This window comes from Flavobacterium quisquiliarum, from assembly GCF_019308285.1.
Classification (GTDB): domain Bacteria; phylum Bacteroidota; class Bacteroidia; order Flavobacteriales; family Flavobacteriaceae; genus Flavobacterium; species Flavobacterium quisquiliarum.
Genome location: NZ_WWEM01000013.1, coordinates 82,000 through 106,954, shown reverse-complemented (window position 1 = coordinate 106,954; position 24,955 = coordinate 82,000). Strand labels below are relative to the sequence as shown.

General features: G+C 33.5%; 21 protein-coding genes. 13 read left to right on the top strand and 8 right to left on the bottom strand.

All coding sequences use genetic code 11. The annotated features are described in order from the left end of the window. The first annotated feature begins 63 nt into the window (after positions 1-63). The 4 genes from GSY47_RS05470 to GSY47_RS05455 all read left to right on the top strand — a co-directional run bounded on the left by GSY47_RS05470 (position 64) and on the right by GSY47_RS05455 (position 2,171). Complete coding sequence (locus GSY47_RS05470) at positions 64-216, top strand: DUF4295 domain-containing protein (protein WP_008468081.1); 153 nt, start codon at positions 64-66, stop codon at positions 214-216. 187 nt (positions 217-403) lie between these two features. Continuing rightward, positions 404-1,357, top strand: coding sequence for a signal recognition particle-docking protein FtsY (ftsY, locus tag GSY47_RS05465; RefSeq protein ID WP_179002342.1), 954 nt, complete (start codon positions 404-406; stop codon positions 1,355-1,357). A gap of 6 nt (positions 1,358-1,363) precedes the next feature. Next, entirely contained in the window at positions 1,364-1,546 is a 183-nt protein-coding gene (locus GSY47_RS05460) for a hypothetical protein (RefSeq protein ID WP_091492167.1), read from the top strand. 25 nt (positions 1,547-1,571) lie between these two features. Then, on the top strand, positions 1,572-2,171 hold the full coding sequence (locus GSY47_RS05455; RefSeq protein WP_179002341.1) for a Zn-dependent protease: 600 nt from the start codon (positions 1,572-1,574) through the stop codon (positions 2,169-2,171). Positions 2,172-2,186: 15 nt separating this feature from the next. Here GSY47_RS05455 and GSY47_RS05450 read toward each other — a convergent pair whose 3' ends face one another. Beyond that, on the bottom strand, positions 2,187-3,251 hold the full coding sequence (locus GSY47_RS05450) for a serine hydrolase domain-containing protein (protein WP_179002340.1): 1,065 nt from the start codon (positions 3,249-3,251) through the stop codon (positions 2,187-2,189). A gap of 120 nt (positions 3,252-3,371) precedes the next feature. On the opposite strand from GSY47_RS05450, the gene GSY47_RS26270 reads away from it, so the two are divergent. The 3 genes from GSY47_RS26270 to GSY47_RS05440 are packed head-to-tail and all read left to right on the top strand — an operon-like array spanning position 3,372 to position 4,226. After that, positions 3,372-3,494, top strand: coding sequence for a hypothetical protein (locus tag GSY47_RS26270; RefSeq protein ID WP_256871040.1), 123 nt, complete (start codon positions 3,372-3,374; stop codon positions 3,492-3,494). A gap of 14 nt (positions 3,495-3,508) precedes the next feature. Beyond that, positions 3,509-3,949 carry a lipocalin family protein gene (locus tag GSY47_RS05445; RefSeq protein WP_109194607.1) on the top strand — a complete coding sequence of 147 codons (441 nt, stop codon included), beginning with the start codon at positions 3,509-3,511 and terminating at the stop codon, positions 3,947-3,949. After that, complete coding sequence (locus GSY47_RS05440; protein WP_091492161.1) at positions 3,930-4,226, top strand: DUF721 domain-containing protein; 297 nt, start codon at positions 3,930-3,932, stop codon at positions 4,224-4,226. The genes GSY47_RS05445 and GSY47_RS05440 overlap by 20 nt, the downstream gene beginning before the upstream one ends. Before the next feature lie 118 nt (positions 4,227-4,344). Here the strand turns inward: GSY47_RS05440 and GSY47_RS05435 are convergent, their stop codons facing one another. From GSY47_RS05435 to bshC, 3 genes are all read right to left on the bottom strand, one after another. Then, complete coding sequence (locus tag GSY47_RS05435) at positions 4,345-4,764, bottom strand: nucleoside-diphosphate kinase (RefSeq protein WP_012026941.1); 420 nt, start codon at positions 4,762-4,764, stop codon at positions 4,345-4,347. A 222-nt stretch (positions 4,765-4,986) separates the two neighbouring features. Then, positions 4,987-6,258 carry an acyltransferase family protein gene (locus GSY47_RS05430; protein ID WP_179002339.1) on the bottom strand — a complete coding sequence of 424 codons (1,272 nt, stop codon included), beginning with the start codon at positions 6,256-6,258 and terminating at the stop codon, positions 4,987-4,989. A gap of 123 nt (positions 6,259-6,381) precedes the next feature. Then, complete coding sequence (gene bshC / locus GSY47_RS05425; RefSeq protein WP_179002338.1) at positions 6,382-7,971, bottom strand: bacillithiol biosynthesis cysteine-adding enzyme BshC; 1,590 nt, start codon at positions 7,969-7,971, stop codon at positions 6,382-6,384. 273 nt (positions 7,972-8,244) lie between these two features. On the opposite strand from bshC, the gene GSY47_RS05420 reads away from it, so the two are divergent. From GSY47_RS05420 to GSY47_RS05405, 4 genes are all read left to right on the top strand, one after another. Then, positions 8,245-9,522, top strand: coding sequence for an MFS transporter (locus GSY47_RS05420; protein ID WP_179002337.1), 1,278 nt, complete (start codon positions 8,245-8,247; stop codon positions 9,520-9,522). Positions 9,523-9,622: 100 nt separating this feature from the next. Beyond that, entirely contained in the window at positions 9,623-9,877 is a 255-nt protein-coding gene (locus GSY47_RS05415) for an autorepressor SdpR family transcription factor (protein ID WP_179002336.1), read from the top strand. Between the two features lie 3 nt (positions 9,878-9,880). After that, positions 9,881-10,543 (top strand): SdpI family protein, encoded by a 663-nt coding sequence (locus GSY47_RS05410; RefSeq protein ID WP_179002335.1) that lies wholly within the window; start codon positions 9,881-9,883, stop codon positions 10,541-10,543. Between the two features lie 21 nt (positions 10,544-10,564). Next, positions 10,565-11,938, top strand: a complete 1,374-nt coding sequence (locus GSY47_RS05405; protein WP_179002334.1) for an alpha/beta hydrolase family protein — start codon at positions 10,565-10,567, stop codon at positions 11,936-11,938. A gap of 68 nt (positions 11,939-12,006) precedes the next feature. Here the strand turns inward: GSY47_RS05405 and GSY47_RS05400 are convergent, their stop codons facing one another. Further along, complete coding sequence (locus GSY47_RS05400) at positions 12,007-19,236, bottom strand: Ig-like domain-containing protein (RefSeq protein WP_219071137.1); 7,230 nt, start codon at positions 19,234-19,236, stop codon at positions 12,007-12,009. A gap of 133 nt (positions 19,237-19,369) precedes the next feature. On the opposite strand from GSY47_RS05400, the gene GSY47_RS05395 reads away from it, so the two are divergent. After that, positions 19,370-21,574 (top strand): B12-binding domain-containing radical SAM protein, encoded by a 2,205-nt coding sequence (locus GSY47_RS05395; RefSeq protein WP_179002332.1) that lies wholly within the window; start codon positions 19,370-19,372, stop codon positions 21,572-21,574. Between the two features lies 1 nt (position 21,575). On the opposite strand, the gene GSY47_RS05390 is transcribed toward GSY47_RS05395, so the two are convergent. From GSY47_RS05390 to GSY47_RS05380, 3 genes are all read right to left on the bottom strand, one after another. Then, on the bottom strand, positions 21,576-22,340 hold the full coding sequence (locus GSY47_RS05390) for an MBL fold metallo-hydrolase (RefSeq protein WP_179002331.1): 765 nt from the start codon (positions 22,338-22,340) through the stop codon (positions 21,576-21,578). Positions 22,341-22,425: 85 nt separating this feature from the next. Beyond that, complete coding sequence (locus tag GSY47_RS05385) at positions 22,426-23,112, bottom strand: response regulator transcription factor (RefSeq protein WP_179002330.1); 687 nt, start codon at positions 23,110-23,112, stop codon at positions 22,426-22,428. Next, positions 23,109-24,374 carry a sensor histidine kinase gene (locus tag GSY47_RS05380; RefSeq protein ID WP_179002329.1) on the bottom strand — a complete coding sequence of 422 codons (1,266 nt, stop codon included), beginning with the start codon at positions 24,372-24,374 and terminating at the stop codon, positions 23,109-23,111. The genes GSY47_RS05385 and GSY47_RS05380 overlap by 4 nt, the downstream gene beginning before the upstream one ends. A 164-nt stretch (positions 24,375-24,538) precedes the next feature. Between GSY47_RS05380 and GSY47_RS05375 the strand changes: the two genes are divergently transcribed. Continuing rightward, on the top strand, positions 24,539-24,955 hold the full coding sequence (locus tag GSY47_RS05375; RefSeq protein ID WP_179002328.1) for a DUF1573 domain-containing protein: 417 nt from the start codon (positions 24,539-24,541) through the stop codon (positions 24,953-24,955).

Below are 24,955 nucleotides of genomic sequence, written 5' to 3'. Positions count from 1 at the left end.
TTTTGATAAAATCTCAAATGGTTTTTCATTTGAAGATTTATTGAATTCCAAAACATTTGAATCATGGCAAAGAAAACCGTAGCATCGTTACAAACATCTTCTAAGAGATTATCAAAAGCCATCAAAATGGTAAAATCTCCTAAAACTGGTGCATATACATTCGTAGAATCTATTATGGCTCCTGAAGAAGTTGATGAATTCTTGAAAAAGAAATAATTACAATTACATTATATAGAAAAGCTACTTTCTTTCGGAAGTAGCTTTTTTATTACCTATATTTGTCTGAAAATTTAAAGAATCGTAACAATTGGCCTCTTTTTGGAAAACAATTGCACTTTCTTTAAAGATTTGGATTTCTTGTCTGATAATCGAGAAATCTAGTAAATCTAATAATCTACAAAAAATGAGTTTTTTTAAAAAATTATTCTCTACCGAAAAAAAAGAGACTTTAGACAAAGGTCTTGAAAAAACAAAAACTACTTTTTTCTCGAAGTTAAGCAAAGCTGTTGCAGGAAAATCTAAAGTCGATGACGATGTTTTAGATAATCTTGAAGAAGTTTTGGTAGGTTCTGATGTCGGAGTTAACACGACGTTAAAAATCATTGAAAGAATAGAAAAACGTGTTGCAGAAGATAAATATTTAGGAACAGAAGAGTTAAACCAAATTCTAAGAGACGAAATAGGAGCTTTATTGTCTGAAACTAATACAGGCGAAGCGACTGAATTTGAAGTTCCAAAAGACAAGAAACCTTACGTTTTAATGGTTGTTGGGGTGAATGGAGTAGGGAAAACAACAACAATTGGAAAATTAGCTTATCAGTTTAAAAAAGCAGGACATAAGGTAGTTTTAGGTGCAGCAGATACTTTTCGTGCGGCGGCAATTGATCAATTACAAGTTTGGGCTGATAGAGTAGATGTGCCAATTGTGAGACAAAATATGGGAAGTGATCCAGCTTCTGTAGCTTTCGATACTTTGCAATCAGCTGTTGCTCAAAATGCAGATGTTGTTATTATTGATACAGCTGGGCGTCTGCATAATAAAATCAATTTGATGAATGAGCTTTCAAAAGTAAAACGTGTAATGCAGAAAGTAGTTGCTGATGCGCCACACGATGTGCTTTTAGTTTTAGATGGTTCTACTGGACAAAATGCTTTTGAACAAGCAAAACAATTTACAGCTGCAACAGAAGTTACTTCGCTAGCCGTAACTAAATTGGATGGAACGGCAAAAGGAGGAGTGGTTATTGGTATTTCAGACCAGTTTCAAATTCCAGTTAAATATATTGGTGTTGGCGAAGGAATTGAGGATTTACAAGTCTTTAATAAATATGAATTCGTTGATAGTTTCTTTAAATAAAAAATAATGAGTTTTGAATCTTTAAAAAACATATCTGCTGTTGCTTTTTATTTTGCTAGTGTGATATGTTTTGTTTTGGCAAATGTGCTGAAAGATAATAATCTTTCGGTTTACTATATTTTGATGGTTGCCGGAATTATTTTGTTCTTTTTAGGAGTTCTTAAAAGAACAAATGCGAATAAAAAATAATTGATTTAGTTCGTTTTTGACTAATATGAAATACGGTGTTTTCATTCTGTTGTTTAGTTTGTGCAGTTGCATAAACAAACGAGACAATGAAAATACTGTAAAAAGTCAAAAGGTTATAGTGATACAGCCTTTGGGTAATTTTGAACCCAAACAATCTCAAAAAGTTCTTACCGAAATAAAAACAATTAATCCTAATGTTGTTTTAAGGCAGAATATAGACTTTCCTGAAAAATCTTTTTATAAGCCCCGTAATAGATATCGTGCTGATAGTATTATTAAGAATCTTAAAAATAGTATTGGCAGTGATTCTGTTATTGTTGGTTTGTCACATTTTGACATTAGTACAACAAAAAACAATATTAAAGATTGGGGTGTAATGGGATTAGGTTACATGCCTGGAAAAGCCTGCGTTGTTTCCGATTTTAGGTTGTCTAAAAAACACAGAAATAGCCAGTTTTATAAATTGGTTTTACATGAATTAGGTCATACAGCAGGTTTACCGCATTGCAAAATTAAAACTTGTTTAATGCGTGATGCTGAAGGCGGAAACCCACTGAATGAAGAAAAAGATTTTTGTAAAAGCTGTAAAAGCTTTTTGAAAAATAAAGGATGGCAGTTGATTTAAACTGCAATTCGTAATTTATTGATATAAAGCATTAATTTTCTCCCACAACGTTTTGTCAAAATCAGATAGAGCAAGATTTACATTGTCAGCTGCATCTCCCATTCTAATTACAACCATGTTTTTGCTTGGAACTACGTAAATCTTTTGGTCATTTTTTCCTAATGCCATAAACATATCGCTTGGCCCGGTTGGAATTACACTTCCTTGAAATGTTAACTGCGATTGCGGTAAATGATAATTGGCTTTACCGTTTAGCCACCATAAATAACCGTAGCCTAAATTGATATTTTGTGAAGTATTTGTAGCTTCGTTAAAAAAGGCTTCGTTTAAAATTATGTTATTTTCCCATTTTCCTTTGTTAAGCATTAATAAGCCAAATCTAGCCATACTTCTTGTTGTGCTTGCATAGACACTATTTACGCCAAGCTGTATCCAATTGCCATCCATGCCGATTTTGTCTCTTAATCTGGTGTTGAAATAGTTCTGCCAAGTTTGTCCACTGGCTTTAGTAACTACATCTTGCAGTTTTACATAAACATTGTGGTAGGCCCAACGAGTTCCTGCATCGGCTTTGTAGATTAGGTCTTCTGGATCTACATCATCGGTAGCGTCATCAAGACCAGATGTCATGGTTAAAAGATGCTTGCAGTTTATGAGATTTTCTTTAGCAAGAGTTTCACTTGTCCAGCCAGTTCCTAAATATTGAGAAACTTTATTGGTTATATTTAAAAGCCCTTCTTGCTGCGCAATTCCAGTTACAGTTGAAGTTAAAGTTTTTCCTGCGCTTGCCCAATACCAGTTTGCAGTCGCGGTATGATTGTTAAAGTAATTTTCAAGAACGATTTTTCCGTTTACTAAAATGATGAAAGATTTGGAGTGTTTAAGCTCCAAATAATCTAAAAGTGGCTGTACAGCATTTTGATTCCATTTTAGCTCTGCGATTGATTTTGTTTCCCAAGTTGTTCCTGTTAGAGGAGGGAAATACATGCTTTCTGAGGTAGTTGTGTCGGGTTCTGCTGAATCTTTACTGCAGCTTATAAATAATAAGGCTGTCAATAATCCGTAAATAGTTTTGGTCATGTCTTTTTGTTTTTGGTTTTGGGGTTTGACCAAAAATATGTAAAATAGTTTAATGTGTTTTTTGATTTTTTGTTTCTTTTGATAATTATAAGGTTATCTTTGTAGTCCGAGAAAAATCTTTTGAAAACTGATGCCCTAGCCCTGATGGAAGTGGCATCTCCCGATTTAGAAAAACAAGGCTTTTTAGCCGTAGTTTTTGTTTATCGGGAATACAGCGAACAGCAGGTTTTCAGCTCCTTATAAAAATTCAAGTACTTATGAAAAACACTTTTATGATTTTGGTTTTATCGCTTTTGTTTGTAAGCTGTAAACAAGAAGTAAAACCTGAAGATATTGCTAAGTTAAACGGTTATTGGGAAATTGAAAAAGTAGTTTTTGACAAAGGCGAAGAGAAGGACTATAAGATGAATGAAACTTTTGATTTTTTTCAAATTAAAGATAATAAAGGCGTTCGAACGAAAGTAATGCCACAGTTTGACGGTACATTTTTAACTACGGATACTTTTGAAAATGTTTCGGTTCGTTTTGCGGGAGAACATGTTTTCCTGGATTATAAAACAGATTATACGAAATGGAGCGAAGAAATCATCTCGCTTTCGGATAAAGAATTAGTGGTTAAGAATCCACAAAAAATAGAATATCATTATAAAAAAGCAGCACCAATTAATCTCTTAAACGATGGCGAAAAGACTAAATAGCGAATCTACAATTAGTGCTGTTTTACAGCAAATTATTCAAGTGAATAAGTTACAAGCCGGAATGGATCAGATTGATGTTCGCGATGCCTGGAAAAATCTTATGGGAAGTGGCGTGAATACGTATACAAAAAATGTTATTCTTAAAGGGAGTACTTTGTATGTAGAACTTGGCTCTGCCGTTTTGCGTGAAGAATTAAGCCACGGAAAATCTAAAATCGTTAAAATGATTAATGAAGAATTGAGACGTGATGTCGTGAAGGATGTTGTGCTTCGCTAATTTTAGATTTTAGATTTTAGATTTTTCAATATAAAAAAAATCCATTCGCTCAGCGAATGGATTTTTTTATTTTTATGTTTAGCTCAGCAATCTAAAATCTGAACTCTAAAATCATAAATTAAAACTGCTCTCTTCCAGCAAAGTGGAATGCACTTTCGATAGCAGCATTTTCGTCGCTATCAGATCCGTGAACTGCGTTTTCTCCGATTGAAGTAGCGTATGCTTTACGAATAGTTCCTTCAGCAGCTTCAGCTGGGTTAGTAGCTCCAATTAAAGTTCTGAAATCTTCTACTGCGTTATCTTTTTCTAAAATAGCGGCAACGATTGGCCCGCGAGACATAAATTCAACTAATTCTCCGTAGAAAGGTCTTTCTGCGTGAACTGCGTAGAATGCTTTAGCATCTGCTACAGTTAATTGAGTTAATTTTAATGAAACGATTTTGAAACCACCATTAGTAATCATTGCTAAGATGTTCCCGATGTGTCCGTTTGCAACAGCATCTGGTTTAATCATTGTAAAAGTTCTATTTGTTGCCATTTTGTATTTTATTAAATTTTGTGCAAAAGTATACTTTTTTTATCAATTGATTTTAATAAATTCATAATTAAAAGTCGTTAGAAACGATGTTTTGGGCAAGAAATGTTTTTTATGGAAACCATATAAGTAACATAAGTTCATTTTAGAACGCGGTAAAATTTATTTGGTGTTTCTTCGTGAAGCTTTTAAATGAACTTATGTTACTTATATGGTGAAACAAATTTAGACTTTGAATATCAATTTGTTTCTATAGAAATTCCAAAGAATAAATGTCCAGATTGCTACATAGGTCAACGCGCCCGCTAAAGAAGCTGTCATTGGATTGCTGAAAAAAGGCGCAATTCCGAAATTATATAAATAGTTTAAAAGATTGGTTTGTTCTTCTGGATTGTGAGGATTTTGGAATCGGATCATGGTTAAGGCCTGCGGAATAATCTGTGATGCAAAAAACACAATCATTGGGTTAACTCCCCAAATTACAAATAGTTTGAATCCTTTTTTATATTCGGCTATATCAATGATGTAATACAATGCTGTTAGACATACGGTTGCAAGACCAGTTGTATATAAAACGTAACTGCTTGTCCAGATGGATTTGTTTATTGGGAAAACTAAATCCCACATTAATCCGAAGAAAATAAGCCCGACGCCAATCATTCCCATTCTTTGCGCTTTGTTGATTTTAGTTGCGCCGAGTAGTAAAATTTGTCCAATGAATAAACCGATAATCCCGTTTACAATAGACGGAATTGTGCTTAATATTCCTTCTGGATCCCAAGTTTTGGTTTCGTGATACATATGGCCTTTTAGCAAAACGCTGTCTACCCAAGCGGCTAAATTGGTTCCTCTTTCTAAATTGGCTTCTCCAAATCCTGGAACAGGAATTAAAGTCATAACTGCCCAATAGCCGAAAAGCAAAACGATTCCTGTAATTAATTGTGTTTTTCGAGAAGTTTTTAAGTACAAAAGAGAAACTACAAAATAAACAACGGCAATACGCTGTAAAACACCTGGAAGCCTTACATCTTGATAATTTTCAAATCCTCCATAAGCTAAAATGAGATACAATGCTAATATGCCGAAAGCGAAGATGTTTTTTAGCTTAGTACTGAAGCTTCCCATTAAGGCACAACCAACAGCAATGGTTACAGCTAATCGGGCAATAAGCAACGGAATTCCGTCTAAACCGAACAGCTCAATTTTGCCAAAGAAATTGAAAAATATTCCAAGACAGAGCATTCTTAAGGAACGAATCAGGATTTTATTGAATGTCGTATCGTCATAAACTTTGTCCGGCATTGCGAGCGGAACCGCAACTCCCATTATAAAAACAAAAAAAGGAAATACAAGATCGGTAGGTGTGCAGCCGTTCCAGTGCGCGTGTAAAAGCGGCGGATAAACATTGCCCCAGTCTCCCGGATTGTTTACAATAGTCATTAATAGAATAGTCAGTCCGCGAAAGACATCAAGCGAAATTAGGCGTTCTCTTACCATTTGGTTAGTTCGTTAATAGGTTATAAAATATAATTCTATTTGGTTTGAGAGAAGCAATACTTTCGGAAATGAGCTGGTTATTTATTCCTAAGCTATTACTTTGAATTTCTAAAGATAATTATTTTAGATTATTATGATATCAAAATTATGTTCTAAAGGTTTTAATTTTTGAATTAAAAGCGGTATCAATTGTTCTCCGTTTTCTAAATAAAATTCAGAAAAGTTGGCCTGACGCTCTTGTAAGCTGTGATTTGGAAATAATTCGCACTGCAAATCATTAACACGCTGTAATTGATCCTGAAGTTTTCTTTTTTGCGCTTTTAATAAACGTTTTTCTAAATTTTCTAATCCTTTTTTCTGTTTTACTTCCTGTGCTTTTACGGCTCCAGAAAATGATTTGTCGGTCTTTTCAGCCAATTCAAAAAGATAGTTGAATTGTTTTTCAAGTGCTTCTTTCTGCTCTGTTAAATCAATTGGAAATGGAGAAAGTTTATGCGTGATAGCATTTATTAAATTCTCTGACTTGCTGAACAAATCTTTCCAACTTAAACCTAAATTATCCGCTTTTTTAGCTTGTTTTTCAGTTGCTAAAAGAACAGAATTTCGAACTAATAAGATTGGAAAAGTAATGTTTACAGCATCAAAAAATCCTTTTAACTCCAACCAATATGCAATTTCTCCGCCTCCACCAATATAGCAAAGATTCGGAAGGATAATTTCTTGATACAACGGACGCATGATTACGTTTGGACTGAATTTTTCAGGATTGCTTTCTAGTAATTTTAGAATTTCTTCTTTTGAAAACGAGATTTTAGTATTGTTGACTAAATATTTATCATTTTCAAAAATAATTCTTTCGCGCAGTTTATCTTCGATATAAAATAAATTGATTTCTCTTGGATTTACCTGAACAGTATAATCTGAAAGTTGTTCAATTGATTTTTGTACCGCTTTAAATGAAGTTTGAATCTCTAATTCCTCTTTTACAAATGGAATAAAGGCACGTTTTAAATCGGCATCATCAGCATCAATAATAACCAAACCATAACTAGAAAAAAGAGCATTTGCTAAATAACGAGTAGCATCGGCTAATTTTTCATGTTTTAAGTACGCATCTTCAAATAGCTTTTTAAGTGCGTTAGCATTCGTGCTTGAACCAAGTTCTTTAGAATAGATTTCAAATAAATCTTCCAATCCGTCAGTGGATAATCTTCCAACTGGGCCTGTACTTTCAGCATTCCAGCGGATTTTTTTTCCTTTAAAATTAAAATAATTAATTTCTTCAAAATCGTGGTCTTCTGTTGCCATCCAATAAACCGGAACGAAATTATAAGAAGGGTATTTTGATTTTAACTCTTTGGTTAAATTAATGGTAGAAATGATTTTATACAAAAAATACAACGGTCCACTAAATAAATTTAGCTGATGTCCGGTTGTAATGGTAAAAGTATTTTCGAGTGCTAAAAGCGAAATATTTTGTTTTGTTGAATCGGAGATTTCAATATTCTCGTATTGTTTTTCCAAGGTTTTAACCAATGAAATTCGGTTGTTATGATCAAAATTAGCTGCTTTTTCAGCAATTTGTTTTTCGAAATTTTCTAAGGTTGGGAAATTATTGTACAGCGGTTTTAATTCTTCTTTTTGATCTAAGTAATCTTGCATTAGTTTAGAAAAATAACCAGAAGATTGAAAGCTGATACAGTCGGTAGGCATAATTTTAAATTTATTTTTGACAGCTGTAAATTTAATGAAAATATGCAGTTAAAAACGCTATTAACAATTGCTTAAGAATTGATAATTCCATTTTTGTTTTAAAGTTCCGATAATCAGGTTTTTGAAAACAGATGAAATCGTGCTTTTTAAAATATAAAATACATGAATTTTGTTAAAAAATAGAAAGTGTTTTAAAACTAATTCTCTTAAAGATAAATTATTAATAATGAAACTATATTTTTGTAATCAAAAAAAAAGTTACATCAATTTTACATGAAAACGAACCCGAATCAAAAGAACTCCTTAAAACATGTTCTTTTTGGAAGCCTTATTGGCACAACAATCGAATTTTTTGATTTTTATATTTATGCCAATGCAGCGGTGTTGGTTTTTCCACAGTTGTTTTTTCCTAGTTCAGATTCGACAATGGCAACATTGGAGTCTTTAGCAACATTTTCAATTGCATTTTTATCTCGTCCTTTGGGTTCTGCTTTTTTCGGACATTATGGAGATAAAATTGGTCGAAAATTTACTCTAGTTGCAGCTTTATTAACGATGGGAATTTCTACAGTTACGATTGGTTTTCTGCCAAGTTATGAAAGTATTGGAGTTGCAGCACCTTTATTGTTAATGCTTTGCAGATTTGGACAAGGTGTTGGTTTAGGAGGCGAGTGGGGAGGAGCCGTTTTATTAGCAATAGAAAATGCACCTCCTAATAAACGCGCTTGGTACGGAATGTTTCCGCAACTAGGAGCGCCAATTGGATTATTGCTTTCGGGCGGAACTTTTCTTTTATTGACCGATTCGATGAGCAATGAAGATTTTATGGATTATGGCTGGAGAATTCCTTTCATTGCCAGTGCACTTCTAGTAATTGTTGGATTTTACATCAGAACAAAAATTACGGAAACTCCTTCTTTCGAAAATTCTAAAAAAGAGCAGGAAGAAGTTAAAGTTCCTTTTCTGGAATTAGTAAAATCATATAAGAACCAATTGATTTTTGGAACTTTTGCAGCAATCACAACTTTCTTGGTTTTCTATTTGATGACTGTATTTACCTTAAGCTGGGCAACTTCAGATTTAGGAATCGTGAAAAGAGATGGATTGTTGATTCAGTTATTTTCTGTATTGTTTTTTGCGCTTTTTATTCCAGTTTCTGCGGTGGTGGCAGATAAAATTGGGCGCCGTAAAATGCTTATTCTGGCTACAGCTGCAATTGCTGTTTTTGGATTTTTCTTTTCTTATTTCTTGGGTTCAGGAAATATTGTATTAGTTACTACTTTTGCTTGCATCGGAATGTCTTTAATGGGATTTACTTATGGCCCTTTAGGAACTTTTTTATCTGAATTATTTCCTACGAATGTTCGTTATTCTGGAGCATCGTTAACTTTTAATATGGCTGGAATTTTGGGAGCAGCTTTTGCACCAATGATCGCCATTTGGCTAGCTAAGACATATGATGTGAGTTATGTAGGCTATTATTTGGTTACTGCCGCATTGATATCTTTGATTTCGTTTATAGTAATTAGTAAAGACGAGCATAAGTTTTAAAGGTTTCGTAAAAATATTTAAAAGCAGTAATGTAAAAAATTACTGCTTTTTTTTGTTACTTTAAAAAGTATTTAGATATTTGTCTAAATATATAAATGAGATGAATGATATTTTTAAAGCATTAAATGATGCAACCCGAAGAGAAATTTTGGAGCTCTTAAGACAAAAGGATTTGTCTGCGGGCGAAATTGCGGATGCATTTAATATTTCGAAACCTAGCATTTCGCATCATTTGGATATTTTGAGACGTGCAGATTTAATTACATCCGAAAAAAAAGGGCAATTCATCATTTATTCCATCAATACCACTATAATGGAAGATGTTTTGCAATGGATACTAACCTTTAAAAAATAAAAAATGAATTTAGAATTAAAAAAAGAGCTTCCAATCATTGGAATTATTTTGGTGCCTTTTGTTTATTTAGCAACAATCTGGAATGAGCTTCCGGAAACTGTTCCCATTCATTGGAACTCTAAAGGAGAGATTGATAATTGGGGAAATAAACTTAGCTTAATTGGAATGCTTTTCATGCTTCCTGTTTTAACTTATGTAATCCTGTCTGTGATTTCAAAGATTGATCCTAAAAAGAGAATGTCTCTAATGGGAAGGAAATTGTATCAGCTCAAATTTATTTTGGTTCTATTTATGTCAATTTTAGCCTTGTTTATTATTTACAGCACAAAAAGCCAAACTATTTCGAGTCCGAGTTTTGTTTTTGTAGTGCTTGGTGCTTTATTTATGATTTTAGGCAATTATTTTAAAGTAATGCAACCAAACTATTTTATAGGAATCAGAACACCGTGGACTTTAGAAAATCCAGAAATTTGGAAAACAACACATGTTTTTGCCGGGAAACTTTGGTTTATTGCAGGTCTAATTATCATTTTAGGAAGTTTGATTTTTGAAAGTGCTGGTTTTTCTAAAGTATTTATGATAATTGTTTTTGCCATTGCAATTGCTCCTATTGCTTACTCCTATTTAAAATTTAAAAGCCATACTAAAAAAGAAAATAATCTCTAACTAAACCAAATTCTGCTAAAAATGAAAAAAATAATACTTTTTCTAATTTTCGTTCTAACTTCTTCTGTAATATTTGGAAATGAAATTTTAGGAGATTGGAATGGTCTTTTGAAAGTCCCAGGTGCTCAACTAAGAGTGGTTATTCATATTACAAAAACTGAAAATGGATATGCTGCAACAATGGATAGTCCAGATCAGAAAGCGGTAGGAATTCCTGTTGCAAAAACTACTTTTATAGATGGTGTTTTAAAACTAGAAATTGAAGCTGTCAAAGGCTCTTATGAAGGGACATTCAATAGTGATAACACTATCAAAGGTAAGCTTACACAGAACGGACAGTCTTTTGAATTGAATTTTTCGAGAGAAATTGTTAATAAGGAAGTTCATGCAAGACCTCAAGAGCCACAGAAACCATTTTCGTATTATACCGAAGAGGTAAAAGTTGAAAATGAAAAGGATAAAATTACTTTGGCAGGGACTTTATCTCTTCCTAAAAAAGAAGGCAATTTCCCCGCAGTCATTTTAATTACGGGAAGTGGGGCTCAAAATAGAGATGAGGAAATACTTGGTCATAAACCTTTTCTAGTATTGTCTGATTATTTAGTAAAAAAAGGATTCGCGGTATTACGTATGGACGATCGCGGTTTTGGTGAATCTAGTGGCAAATTTAAAAATGCGACTACCGTAGATTTTGTTAATGATATTCAAGCTGGAGTTGCTTATTTAAAGACTAGAAAGGAAATAAATAAAAAGAAAATTGGTTTAATTGGTCATAGTGAAGGTGGTTTAATCGCACCAATGATTGCTGCAAACTCTAAAGATGTGGCTTTTATTGTACTATTAGCCGGACCGGGACTTTGTGGTGATAAATTGCTGTTAAGACAAAGTGAAGATTTACAAAGACAAAGCGGGGTTTCTGAAAAGGAGATTCAAAAAGAGTTTGAGATTTTAAAAGGTGCTTACGATTTAGTTATCGCTTCTTCTATTAATGATGAGAAATTTAAAAAGAGCATTGAAATTTATTTTGAATCTAAGTTAGGTGCTGAAAATATTGATAAAACTAAACATTATACAGCCTTTGTTATAGATAATTGGGGCTACAATTTTTTAAAGATTAATCCTGCTACTTATCTAGAAAAAGTAAAATGTCCAGTTTTGGCATTAAATGGAAACAAAGATTTGCAAGTTTCTGCCGAAGCTAATTTGGAAGTTATAAAAAAAGCTTTGGCAAAAGCAGGAAATAAAAACGTTACAGCTAAAATTTTGCCTAATTTGAATCATTTATTTCAGGAATGCCAAACAGGTTCTCCAAGTGAATATGAAACCATTGAACAAACATTTTCTCCAATTGCATTGGAAGAAATATCGAATTGGCTTTTAATACAGGCAAAGTAAAATTAAACTTGAAGTTTTAATAAAAAGTCCGCAATCTATAACAAGAATTGCGGACTTTGTATTTTGTGTTATCTCTTCAAACTAAAATGGCCTCTAAATTCTGTTCCATTTAAACGTTTCACAACAAACCAATAATCTGATGCAGGTTCCAGATGACCAAGGTAAGTTCCGTCCCAAGAAGTGTCTGGGCGTAATTCTTTAATAAGTTTCCCATAACGGTCAAAAATTCGAATACCACTGTTTGGGGCTAAGTAAGCAAAATCAATCGTCCAAGTATCATTATGACCATCATTATTCGGAGTAAAGAATTTTGGATATGGAAGTTCCTCAACAAAATGGATACAATCGCCAGTTGTTGCTTCTAGAATATTTATGGTAACAGGAATTCTATCACTTTCACAATTACTGATAGTTTGAGTGGCATAATAAATAATCCCATTTTCAAGAGGTGTTGATTCCGAAATAGAAATATTTGAAGAAATACTTTCATACCATTTTATATTCTGTCCAGAAATCTCAATGTTTTTGATTTTAGCATTCTTTTGAATACAAAATGATTGTGGTGAATCTGAAAATGGAATTTGGGTATCCTGGATTTTTACTGTTACAGCGAATCGCTGACTTTCGCAGTTATTTAGAGTTTGCGTAACATAATAAACAGCGCTTTGTAATAAGGTTGTTTCTGGTAAAATAGTTCCGCCTGTTAAAGCATCATACCATTTAATATTGGTTCCTGTAATGTTTAAATTTTCTAAAGTAGCAATTTCATCAATGCAGAATTGCTGACTATTTTTGCCAGTTGGCATACCTGTATCCTGAACTTTTACTAAAACAGGAGTTCGGTCGCTTTCGCAACCAACAGTTTGCGAAGCATAATAAGTTCTGTTATTTTCTAGTAAAGTGGTATTTGGCAGAGGAGCAGCAGAAAAACTGGTATCATACCATTTTATGTCTTGACCTGTCATTTGAATGTTACTTAATTTTGCATTCTCATTTTTACAAAACTCCAGAGTTCCATTTACAGTAGGAGCAACTGGTGTGTTTATAAATGTAATTGTAACTCCAAATCTAGAACCTTCACAATTGTTTTCGGTTTGAGAAGCGTAATAGGTTTTACCATCAATCAGATTAGTTGTTTTGGCTAATAAATTACCATTGGTTAGTGCATCGTACCATTTAATTTGATTTCCAGTTATTTGAATATTAGCAATTGTTGAATTTTGTCCTGTGCAAAATGTCTGATTTGCATTACCAGAAGGCATAGGAGTATCTTGAATTTTTATAGACAAAGCAATTCTTTCGCTTTCACAGCCATTTATAGTCTGAGAAGCATAATAGATCTTATTATCTTCAAGCAAAGTTGTGTTGGATAAAAGAGATCCATTTGTTGGCGCATTATACCATTTTATGTTTTGTCCTGTAACTTCTATTGAATTTAATGTCGCATTTTGTTGAATACAGAATGTTTGAGGGCTATCTAAAGCAGGCTTTTGAGTAAAATCTGTAAAAGGAGTTATGGTAACTGTTGTTGCATTTGAAACACAGCCGTTACTATTTTTTACCTTTATTAAATAGGTTTTGGGATCAAGATTTGATTTTGTTGCACTTGTAATCCAGCTGGCACCATCATCGAAACTATATTCTGATGCAACATCGGTAATTGTAATAGCGCCTTTAGGATTATTGCAATCGGGCTGCGTAGTTGTAAATAAAGGATTATTTGGATAATCTGTCGGACGATTAATGGTTGTAGATACAGAAGCAGACTCACAGCCACTACTGTTTTTAACACGAACGATATAGGTTCCAGCAACTAACTTTCCAGAATTTGGATTGGTTGAATAACTTTTACCATTGTCAAAACTGTATTGATCAGCAGTACTTGTAATCAAAATTGATCCAAATGGATTGCTACAGGTAATAGGCTGGGTTATATTTAAAGTTGGAACTGCAGGTGCATCTGGCGCTGCATTGATGGTTGCTTTGTACGCAACAGATTCACAACCATTTGTATATTTTATTCGAATAAAATAATTTCCAGGAGATAAATTGGCAGTATTGCTGGCACTCCACGTAAGACCATCGTCAAAACTATATAGATTAGCAATCGTAGAAACCATTATGTTGCCTGTAGACGAATTACAACCAATTGGGTCTGTAACTACAACTTGTGGTGCCTCAGGGATTACAGGTGCAGCTTGTATAGTAACGGGTGTGGCAAGAGAAATACAGCCCGAATTATATTTAATCATCAAATTATAGGTTCCTGAAGATAAATTAGATTTTGAATTGGATGTTCCAAACGTGATTCCGTTATCGAAACTATACAAATCTGCTGCGGTATCAATTGAAATTGATCCTGAAAAAGTGGTGCAATTAGGTTGAGCTGCTGTAAAGGCAGGAGCAGGAAGTGCTGATAATGGTGAAATTGTAACTGGAGCGGCATCTGAGACACAGCCCGCAGCATTTTTAATTTTTATAAAATAAGTGCCTGGAGAAAGATCTGTTTTGGTATTAGAAAAAACATAGGTTAATCCGTTGTCATAACTATAGGTTGCTGCATTTGTTGTAATGGTAATGGAACCTGTCGATGAGCTGCAATTTGGCTGAGTGGTAGTAAAGTTTGGAGCTGCTATTGTAGTACCAGAACTCAAATTGACAACAGTTGTTGTTGATTCGCAACTATATGAATTTGTCTTGATCTTAATAATATATGTACCAGCACCTACATTTATTTTCGTTGGATTTGTTGTCCAGCTGTTTCCATCATTGAAACTATAACTTATAGCTGATGTTGTTATGGTAATGCTACCGTCTGTCGCGCCACAAGAAGAAGGTTGGACTATCTTTACTGCTGGTGCAGCTGGAATTGAGGGAGGTGTATTTATGTAGATATAATTACCAGAAGAAGTGCAACCCAGAGTATTTTTTATTATTACATTATATGAACCACTGGCTAAATTTTTCTTTATAGGATTTGTTGTCCAAGTTATTCCTCCATCAAAGCTATATTGATCTGCAGTAGAATTTACTATTATAGTTCCAGTAGGATTACTACATGTGGGTTGAATAGAAGTTACACTCGGCGAAGGCAGATAATATTTATTTATGTATGTATATTGTGAATTTGATTTACAACCTATTGCATTTTTAATAAGAATATTATAAGACGAACTTGCAGGATTTAATAAAATAGGATTCGTAGTCCAAGTGCTGCCTCCATCAAAACTATAATTGTCTGCAGGAGTTGTTACGGTAATGCTTCCTCCATTTCCACAGCTAGGTTGTACTACTTTTATATTTGGGTTAGGAAGATAATATGGATTGATACTTACTGAGAGACCATTAGATTTACAACCTGCTGCATTTTTTATAATAATGTTATAGTAACCCGAAGTAAGTCCTGAAAGAACTGGATTAGTTGTCCAAGTATTGCCATAGTCAAAACTATAAGAACTTGCAACTGTTGCAATAGTAATGCTTCCATTGATTCCGCAGCTTGGCTGGATTAATGTAAAATCGGGATTAGGTAAATAATATTGCTGAAGGGTAGTGTACACATTGTAAGGGCTAGACGTGCATCCAGAAGCATTTTTTACTAATAAACTATAAGAGTTTGGACTTAGATTAGTAAATGTAGGATTAGTACTCCATGTTCTGCCTCCATCTATACTGTATTGTGCTTCAGTTGAGGTAAAGGTTATGCTTCCTCCAACCCCGCAAGTAGGTTGTGTTGTTTTAAAAGTGGGAGATGGAAGATAAAACTCTTGAAGTGATACCGAGGTTGAGTTAGAAACACAGCCTTGGGCATTTTTGATCATTAGATAATAATATCCAGCTGAAAGATTTGAAAAAACCGGATTTGTGGTCCAATTTGTCCCGTCAATACTATAAGAGCTAGCGGTTGTATTGATTGTAATACTTCCTTTTGTTCCGCATCCCGGCTGTATGGAGGTTACTTTGGGTTGGGCCAGCTTTGAGTTATCCATATAAATGGAAATATAGTTGGATGTACAATTATCTTTTTTTATCATTAAATAGTAAGATCCCTGAACTAAATTATTAAAAACATTACTTGTACTCCAGTTTCTTCCATAATCAATACTATAATAATCCGCAGTAGTGTTGAATGTAATATTTCCAATATTTCCACAACTTGGATTGGTAACCGTATAATCTGGATCAGGAAGCTTTGGATCGTTAATTATAACATTTACGTTGTTAGAAATACAACCTAAATTGTTTTTTATTGCAATACTAGAATACCTATAAGAATTAAGATTTAATAAGGAAGGAGAAGTTCCCCATGTATTACCTCCATCAAAACTATAGAAATCGGCAACTGTATTTATTGTAATGCTGCCAGAAGTTGTACAAGTGGGCTGAACAACTGTGTAATCAGGTTTATCTATATTAGGATTATTTAAATATATAGTATATGGAGAAGAGGTACATCCAAGATTATTTTTTATAATTATGCTATAAATACCAGGAGGTAATGATTTAGAATTAAGGGTTGTCCATGTTGCGCCATTGTCAAAACTATAAAAATCGGATAATGAGTTGATAGTAATTTTTCCGTTTACACCACAAGTTGGCTGTTCTACCGAAAGAATAGGGGTATTCAAGTAAGGCTGATATAAATAAACGTAACTAGTAGCACTGATACATCCTGCACTGTTTTTTATTTTTATCTGATAGGTTCCGAAAGGTAAAACTTTGACATTATTGCTGGTCCATGTTGCTCCATTATCAAAACTATATGAATCTGCTACTGTAGTAATAGTAATGTTACCATCTGTTCCGCAAACAGGTTGTTGAGTCGTATATTGAGGGTAGGTATCTTTAAAATCATTTAAATAAGCATAGGTATAATAAGAAGTACAACCTAAAGCATTTTTAATTCCTAAAGAATAACTTCCTGCATTTAAATTACTCATTTTATTGTCTGTAATCCATGTGCTTCCACCATCAAAAGTGTAAAAATCGGAAAGAGTATTGATGGTAATACTTCCTTTTGCACTACAATCAGGTAATACAACCGTATAAGTTGGAGTCTCAAGCGTATTACTACTGATGAGTACATTGTTTGCCGACGAAATACAGCCTTGTAAATCTTTGGTACGAATTTTATAATTTGCGGGTGAAAGATTGTTTGCAGTAGAATTATTTCCCCAAGTTACACCATCATCAAAGCTATAATATGAAGCTGGAGTTGTGATGGTAATACTGCCTTTATCTCCGCAAAATAAAGGATTTGTATAACTGTAATTTGGGTAAGAAGTAGAAGCGGCTGTAATAGTTACACTTTGAGAATAGGAAGTGCATCCATTTATGGTTTTTATTTTTACTAAATAGGTTCCAGGATATAGATTACTCTTTGTGTCGCTTGTGCCCCAAGTTGAACCATCATCAAAACTATACTGTGATGCTGGTGAAGTTACTTTTATTGTTCCTGTAGTTGAAAAACAAGAGGGTTGTGTAATTTGCAAGATTGGAGAAACGGCAGTTTGGCTTGGTTCGATAGTAACACTTGCATTGCTGGAGCATCCAAAGGAATCGGTTACGGTGACAGAGTAATCTCCTAATGAAGTTACCGTAATACTTTGTGTAGTTTCTCCTGTACTCCATAAATATGAAGCTCCTGAAGAAGAAGTTAATACCGTACTTCCAGAACAAACATTTAGGATACCTGTAATATTTGCTGTTGGATTTCTTACCTCTAAATTAGCAGAAATTATTTTGTAACAGGTAGCATCCTTACTTACTCTAACAAAAATCGAAGCACTTGAACTTGGATAACTTGTAAAATTGGAGATAGCATTCAAATTAGACTCTGCTTCGTTGTAATTTTTGAAATAACTAAAATTCAAGCCTGCAGTAGAAGGAACTATCAAAGAGTTTAATTTAGATAAATCAAAATTTTCGCTTCCATCTCGGTTGGCATCACATTGAGATATTTTGGCAGTAGTTACATTAATAGTACAACTTGAAGAGCAATTCAAAAAAGAAATATCCCAGCCAGGATTTGCATCAGGATCTATGGCAGAATCAAATGTAGTTCCTGCACAAGAAGTTCCAGAAATGTCATAATCTATTTGTACACCTACATTATAATTAGCGTTTGTAACATTTGGAAAATCACTGGCTTTTAATGTAAAACAGAATTTTTTATTTGTTGTGTCTAAACTTGAGGTGGTTGATGTACTATAAACCGATACGTTATTGCTGTTGTAAACATTTAAAGTGATTTTTTTTACCGATGCTGAAATTCCTCCAGAATTAGGAATAGTATAGTTACCACACACTGAAATAGGTAATGTTGGACAAACTTTATATAAAGGGTCAAGTTCTATAGAACCTTGTAAATTTTCAGCGGAATGTAACATACAAACATCATCAACATACATATACCCGAAATGCCCGCCCAATCCGCATCTTGAAGCCATAAATTCAACGGTAAATTCTTCGTTATTGGGAATTGATGAAATATCTAATAATCCTGATTGCCAATTATTAGTATATAAAGTAACATAACTAGAAGTCTGACTCGGGACCTTGCTGAAAATGCAGTTTTTTTCATCTCCTACTAAACAAAATTCACTGACCACTGCGTTATTTTTATCTAAAATACGTGCTTTTACGAAAGCTTGATTATCAGTATGGCTATTGTCGTATACACTTTGTAATACCGCTTTGTAATTAAATTTTAGATAATTTTCATTATTTGTCTTAAATCTTTTACCCTGAACAATAGAACCATAAGTAGAGGAATACTCATAATTAATTTTAAGGGCATATTGATCAAATGCTTTAATATCTCCTATATATGGGTCAACTAAATTCGCAGAAACACCAGTTGCCATAATGTTCATATTATTAGGATTATAGCGATTGATGTATGAATCGGCAGTATTGCTGATTGATCGGCATTGCGTTGGACCAGGAGGATCACCGATAGTACAAAGAAAATTCTTAAGATAACTGTTTCCATTTACAGTTTCATACTGTTCAAAACCTCCATTAGTACACATTTCTACTGCTTGAAGTGTAGCTGCTGTTTTTGAAGTTAAATTTCCGTCTTTTGAATTCAAAATTACTTTTTGAAGACTCAAGACTTCCGCTTTCATCTTTTCCTCTCTAATTTTCAAAAATTCTTTTTGCTGTTCCAAATTTTGAATTAGATGACCATGTTTATCTTCTAATAATAAACTATTGGAAGAATTTGGGGTAATTTCTTGTGCAAAAAGACATGAAAATTTGATAAAAACAATTAAAAAGAGTAAAAATTTCTTCATATAAGACATTTAAAACCGAAGCAAATGTAACTAATTATCTACAAAAGAAAATAAAAAATGCAATCCATAAATGACTAAAATTCTTTTGGTTGAAAAGTCGTCAATATGCTGTATTTTTGCAAAAAAAAAACTTTTGAAAACGAAACTTTTTGTAATTACACCGCCTTTTACTCAACTGAATACTCCGTATCCGGCAACGGCTTATATAAAAGGTTTTCTGAATACCAAAAATATCGAATCGGTTCAGGCTGATTTGGGTATTGATGTCATTTTGGAATTGTTTTCTAAGAGAGGACTTTCAGATTTGTTTGAAGTTTCCAGTTTTAGGTTTCCAGTTTCAGGTTCTGATGTTTCGGATAACTCAAAACGTATTTTTGCTTTACAGGATGAATACATCAAAACGATTGATTCTGTAATTCAGTTTTTACAGGGAAAAAATCCAACTTTGGCGTTGCAGATTTGTCAGGAAGATTTTCTGCCTGAAGCTTCTCGTTTTGCGCAGTTGGAAGAATTGGATTGGGCTTTTGGAACAATGGGAACTCATGATAAAGCCAAACATTTGGCTACTTTATATCTTGAAGATATTTCAGATTTTATTGTAGAATGTGTCGATGAGAATTTTGGTTTCAGCCGTTATGCAGAACGCTTGGGACGAAGTGCCAATTCATTTGACGAATTATATGCCGAACTTCAGAAAGAACCAACTTATATCGATTCCATTTTAATTTCACTTTTAAAAGCAAAAATCGAAGCGGTAAAACCTACGTTATTTTTAATTTCTGTTCCGTTTCCAGGAAATTTATATAGTGCATTTCGTTCTGCTCAATGGGTAAAACAAAATTATCCCGAAATTAAGATTTCGATGGGTGGAGGTTTTCCAAATACAGAATTACGTTCGCTTTCGGACAAACGCGTTTTTGAGTTTTTTGATTTTATTACTTTAGACGATGGCGAAGTGCCAATCGAGGAATTAATAGCCAATTTAGAAAATCCTGATTACAATTCTTATAAAAGAACTTTTCTGTTGGAAAATGGAGAAGTAGTTTATAAAAATAATTCCTTAAAACATGATTACAAGCAAGCTTACGTAGGAACGCCGGATTATTCAGATCTGCCTTTGGATAAATATATTTCGGTAATCGAAATTGTAAATCCGATGCACAGAATGTGGAGTGATGGTCGTTGGAATAAACTCACAATGGCACACGGCTGTTATTGGGGAAAATGTACTTTCTGTGATATTTCTTTAGATTACATAAAAGTTTACGAACCCGTTGCGGCAAGTCTGCTTTGCGATAGAATAGAAGAATTGATTGAAAAAACAGGTCAAAACGGATTTCACTTTGTAGACGAAGCGGCACCACCAGCTTTAATGCGTGCTTTAGCACTTGAAATCTTAAAAAGAAAACTGGCAGTAACTTGGTGGACAAACATTCGATTTGAAAAAAGTTTTTCTAAAGATTTGTGTTTATTATTAAAAGCTTCTGGTTGTATTGCCGTTTCTGGGGGTTTAGAAGTAGCTTCAGATCGATTACTGAAATTAATTGATAAGGGAGTAACAGTGGAACAAGTTGCCAAAGTAACACGAAATTTTACCGAAGCCGGAATTATGGTTCATGCGTATTTAATGTATGGATATCCAACGCAGACTATTCAGGAAACGGTTGATAGTTTAGAGATGGTTCGTCAATTATTTGAAGCTGGAGTTTTACAATCGGGTTTTTGGCATCAATTTGCTTTGACGGCTCATAGTCCCGTTGGGTTGTATCCGGAACAGTTTGGCGTGACCAAAAAAACAGAAGCAATTGGAACTTTTGCCAATAATGACATTGAATATACCGATGCAACCGGAATCAACCACGATAAATTTAGTTTCGGTTTAAAAAAATCGCTTTTTAATTTCATGTACGGAATCTGTTTTGATTACGAACTTCAAGAATGGTTCGATTTTAAAATTCCGAAAACAAAAATTCATCCTGATTTTATTTTTAATGCGCTTGAAGAACAGAATGATTTTAATACAAAACCAAATGCTAAAGTAGTTTGGTTGGGCGGAAAACCTTCGGCAGAACTTTTCACAAAATCAAAAAAAGGAAGAAGCTGGGAAATGATGTCTTTAACTTTTCATGATAAAAAAGAAAGTTTTGACATTCAGACTAGCAAAGAAGAAGGCGAATGGCTGATTTCGATTCTATCTAAAATTTCGATTTCAAAGACAAAAAACTTTACTTTTCAGGAAGTAAAAAATGATTTCGAAACATCGTTAGAAGATTTCGAATTATTTTGGTATTCAAAACCTGTCAATACTTTACGGGAGTTTGGATTATTAGTTTTATAAATTAATACTCCAAACATTCTCCATCTTTCGGAATAGCAGTTTTATTTAGAAGTCCATGATCAGACAACGTAGTCTTTAATTGCAATCTAGTTGTAGGACAATGATTTAAAGCTTCTAAATGATTGGCAAGAACTTTTCCTGGAGCAAGAGTAACAAATTTTAGAATATCATCCATTCGCATTAATAATGGTTGTCCCAAATCCAATCTCGCAGTGCCACAGGCGACAATCGAAATATCAGGTTTTAACTCTGTCAAAACTTTTTCTACATGTTCTGTAAAAATGGTATCAGAACTAATATAAATTGATTTTTGATCTGCCAATTCGATATGAAATCCCATTACATTTCCCATTAATTTGGCAATGAAACCGTAACCATGAATAGCTGGAATTCCAGTGATTTTTCCGTCGAGGAATTTTTGCGGTTCCCAATATTCTAAAGTTTGAATCACGCTGAGTCCGCGCTGTACAAGCGCTTTTTCATCTTTAGCACTACAGATTACGGGAACACTTTTTCTTCTTAGAAATACTTCGCCTGCTTTATCAATATGATCTGGGTGTAAATGCGTTATGAGACAATGCGTCACTCTGCTTAAAATATCACGACTGTTTTTGGGCAGTGCTACAAGCGGGTTTCGTTTGGGTTTGTATCTGAAAATAGTAAAAGGCGGAATCGTTTTTCTTTTACCTAACATAGGATCCACTAAAATAACATGCTTTTCTGTTTCAATTACCAAAGTGGCATTTCGCAAGTGATGTAATTTCATATCGAGGAAATTTAGATCTTAAAATTACGAAGTTTTTCGAAAATGTATTTACAGATTTTTCTTTATTTTTAGCAGAATTGTTATTTTACCCAATAGAAAACCTAAACCCAATTCCATGAAGGTTTTCGATAGAAATTCCGTCTTCATTGGCTAGAATTTTACGAAGACGAGAAATGAAAACATCCAAACTTCTTCCCATAAAATAATCATCTGTTCCCCATAAAGAAGTTAAGATTTGCTCACGCTTCAAAACTGAGTTTTTATGGTCCAGAAAAAGTTTCAATAATTCGGCTTCACGTTGCGTTAGTCCGACTTTCTCTTCATCATTAAAAAGAATAAAATTTTTAGTGTCAAACTGATATTTTCCGACTTCGTAAATGGTTTTTACCGGCGGAATATTTTTCTGCGAACGCTTTAAGAAAATCTCAATCTTCAAAAGCAGTTCTTCAATACTGAAAGGTTTTACTAAATAATCATCGGCACCTAAGCGTAAACCTTTAATTCTGTCTTCTTTTAAAGTTTTAGCCGAAAGAAAGATAATTGGAACATCAACATCAATTTTTCGAACCGCTTGAGCCAAATCAAAACCATCCATTTTGGGCATCATAATATCAAAAATGCAAATATCGAATTCTTCCTCTTCAAAAATGTTTAAAGCTGATTTTCCGTCAGAACAATGTGTTACATCATAATTATTCTGTTCCAGATTGTCTTTGGTTAAAAACGCAAGAGTTTCATCGTCTTCTGCATAAAGTATTTTGAAGTTTCTCATTTTTTATAAGGAATAGATAAAGTTATGGTAACACCTTTTTCTGTATTATTTTCGGCTTTTATTTTCCAGCTCTGAAGACTGCAAATTTCTTTGACGTAGTACAAGCCAAGACCAAATCCGTTGACTTCATTACTTTTTTCATTCTGAACGCGATAGAACTTATCAAAGATAAAAGATATTTTTTTAGGATTAATCCCAATTCCATTATCATTAAACTCCAGTTTTAAACAATTGTTTTCTTCTATGATTTTAATTTTGATTTCAGGTTTTTCATTGCAATATTTCACTGCATTGTCCAATAAATTATAAATCAGATTGCCAAAATGAAAAGAGTCTGTTTCTATTGAATATTTAGTGGATGCCGTTTCAATAGAAAGAGAAGCTTCAGGATATTTCAGCTTGATATTTTCTATCGCTTCTTCAATTATCGGAACAATTAAAACACTTTCCTTTTTAAGTTCTAGAGGCGTATAATCTGATTTGGCAATGTTTAAAATCTTTTCGATATGACCATTTAATTTATTTCCTTGATTGATGATAATATCCGTATAAGTATACAATTTTTTATCTTCTTTAATCGGCTTTTGTTCGATCAAATATTTGGAAGCAATCAGAATCGAAGCCAATGGCGTTTTAAACTCATGCGTCATATTATTAATGAAATCGCGCTGTAATTCGGAATATTTTTTCTGCTGTAAAAGTTTGAAGATAGAATAAACGTAAATCAGTAAAATTAAGATCAAAGCGGTTGAAAGGATAAACCAAAATCGCATGGAACTAAACAAATAAGTAGTTTCATTGGGGAAACGAACGGCAAAATAATAAACAAGATTTTTGTGTTTCGGGAAATAAACGGTCTTTTTGCATTCTGCTTTTTTCTTCGAAAGCGAAATATAATCGCCATAAATCATTTCATCGCTTTGACAGTTGTACATGGCATATTCGAAATCGGTCGTGATATTCATCTTTTTGAATTCCGTTTTCAGATAAAACTCTAAAATTTCGGGTTCAAATTCATTATCAACATTTACAATATAATAGTCATTAGAAATTTTCTGAACCGGATTCTGAGCAGGCAGTTCATGATTCGTTCCTTCGTACAATTTTTTAGCTACTTCCAATAAGGCAATATGTGCCTTCTGACTCAGTTTTTTCTGTTCAATCGTAAAAGCCTCTTTTGTCCATAGCAATTGCGCTACCAATATACTAATGATGGCTACCAATCCTAAGAGGATGATACTGTTGAGTTTATTAATTTTCAAGAATATGGGATTTTGAGAGTGTAATATTAATGAATTTTAGCCTGAAAATAGCCGATTAACAAGTCATTAACAAACATTTGAAAGCGGTTAACAGCGATTCGGTTTTGTCTGAATTACCTTTGTAATATCAAAATGAACTACAAACCATTTTAAATATATCCGTTATGAAAATGATTAAAATTTCGATGTTAGCTTTGGCTTTAGGCCTAATGTCTTTTTCGGCAATTGCTCCGGTAAAATCCTTAGTTTCAGAAACTGCAATTTCAGAAACTACAGCTTCTACAATTGTTTGGAAAGCAGAAACAATTGATGTTGGACAAATCCCGCAAGGAACTCCAAAAGCAATTGTTTACGAATTTAAAAATACTGGAAAAACAGCTGTAGTAATTACAAATGTTCAAGGTTCTTGCGGTTGTACTGCAACAGATTACACAAAAGAACCAATTCAGCCAGGTAAATCGGCAAAAGTTACTGCAACTTACAATGCTGCTAACAAAGGCGCTTTTACAAAAACGGTTACTGTTACAACTAGTGCAGAAACAACTCCAAAAATCCTTACTTTAAAAGGTACAGTTATCTAA

Coding starts and splice junctions, on each gene's coding strand:
- GSY47_RS05470 (WP_008468081.1), top strand. CDS start 64: ATGGCAAAGAAAACCGTAGCATCGTTACAAACATCTTCTAAGAGATTA.
- ftsY (WP_179002342.1), top strand. CDS start 404: ATGAGTTTTTTTAAAAAATTATTCTCTACCGAAAAAAAAGAGACTTTA.
- GSY47_RS05460 (WP_091492167.1), top strand. CDS start 1,364: ATGAGTTTTGAATCTTTAAAAAACATATCTGCTGTTGCTTTTTATTTT.
- GSY47_RS05455 (WP_179002341.1), top strand. CDS start 1,572: ATGAAATACGGTGTTTTCATTCTGTTGTTTAGTTTGTGCAGTTGCATA.
- GSY47_RS05450 (WP_179002340.1), bottom strand. CDS start 3,251: ATGACCAAAACTATTTACGGATTATTGACAGCCTTATTATTTATAAGC.
- GSY47_RS05445 (WP_109194607.1), top strand. CDS start 3,509: ATGAAAAACACTTTTATGATTTTGGTTTTATCGCTTTTGTTTGTAAGC.
- GSY47_RS05440 (WP_091492161.1), top strand. CDS start 3,930: ATGGCGAAAAGACTAAATAGCGAATCTACAATTAGTGCTGTTTTACAG.
- GSY47_RS05435 (WP_012026941.1), bottom strand. CDS start 4,764: ATGGCAACAAATAGAACTTTTACAATGATTAAACCAGATGCTGTTGCA.
- GSY47_RS05430 (WP_179002339.1), bottom strand. CDS start 6,258: ATGGTAAGAGAACGCCTAATTTCGCTTGATGTCTTTCGCGGACTGACT.
- bshC (WP_179002338.1), bottom strand. CDS start 7,971: ATGCCTACCGACTGTATCAGCTTTCAATCTTCTGGTTATTTTTCTAAA.
- GSY47_RS05420 (WP_179002337.1), top strand. CDS start 8,245: ATGAAAACGAACCCGAATCAAAAGAACTCCTTAAAACATGTTCTTTTT.
- GSY47_RS05415 (WP_179002336.1), top strand. CDS start 9,623: ATGAATGATATTTTTAAAGCATTAAATGATGCAACCCGAAGAGAAATT.
- GSY47_RS05410 (WP_179002335.1), top strand. CDS start 9,881: ATGAATTTAGAATTAAAAAAAGAGCTTCCAATCATTGGAATTATTTTG.
- GSY47_RS05405 (WP_179002334.1), top strand. CDS start 10,565: ATGAAAAAAATAATACTTTTTCTAATTTTCGTTCTAACTTCTTCTGTA.
- GSY47_RS05400 (WP_219071137.1), bottom strand. CDS start 19,236: ATGAAGAAATTTTTACTCTTTTTAATTGTTTTTATCAAATTTTCATGT.
- GSY47_RS05390 (WP_179002331.1), bottom strand. CDS start 22,340: ATGAAATTACATCACTTGCGAAATGCCACTTTGGTAATTGAAACAGAA.
- GSY47_RS05385 (WP_179002330.1), bottom strand. CDS start 23,112: ATGAGAAACTTCAAAATACTTTATGCAGAAGACGATGAAACTCTTGCG.
- GSY47_RS05375 (WP_179002328.1), top strand. CDS start 24,539: ATGAAAATGATTAAAATTTCGATGTTAGCTTTGGCTTTAGGCCTAATG.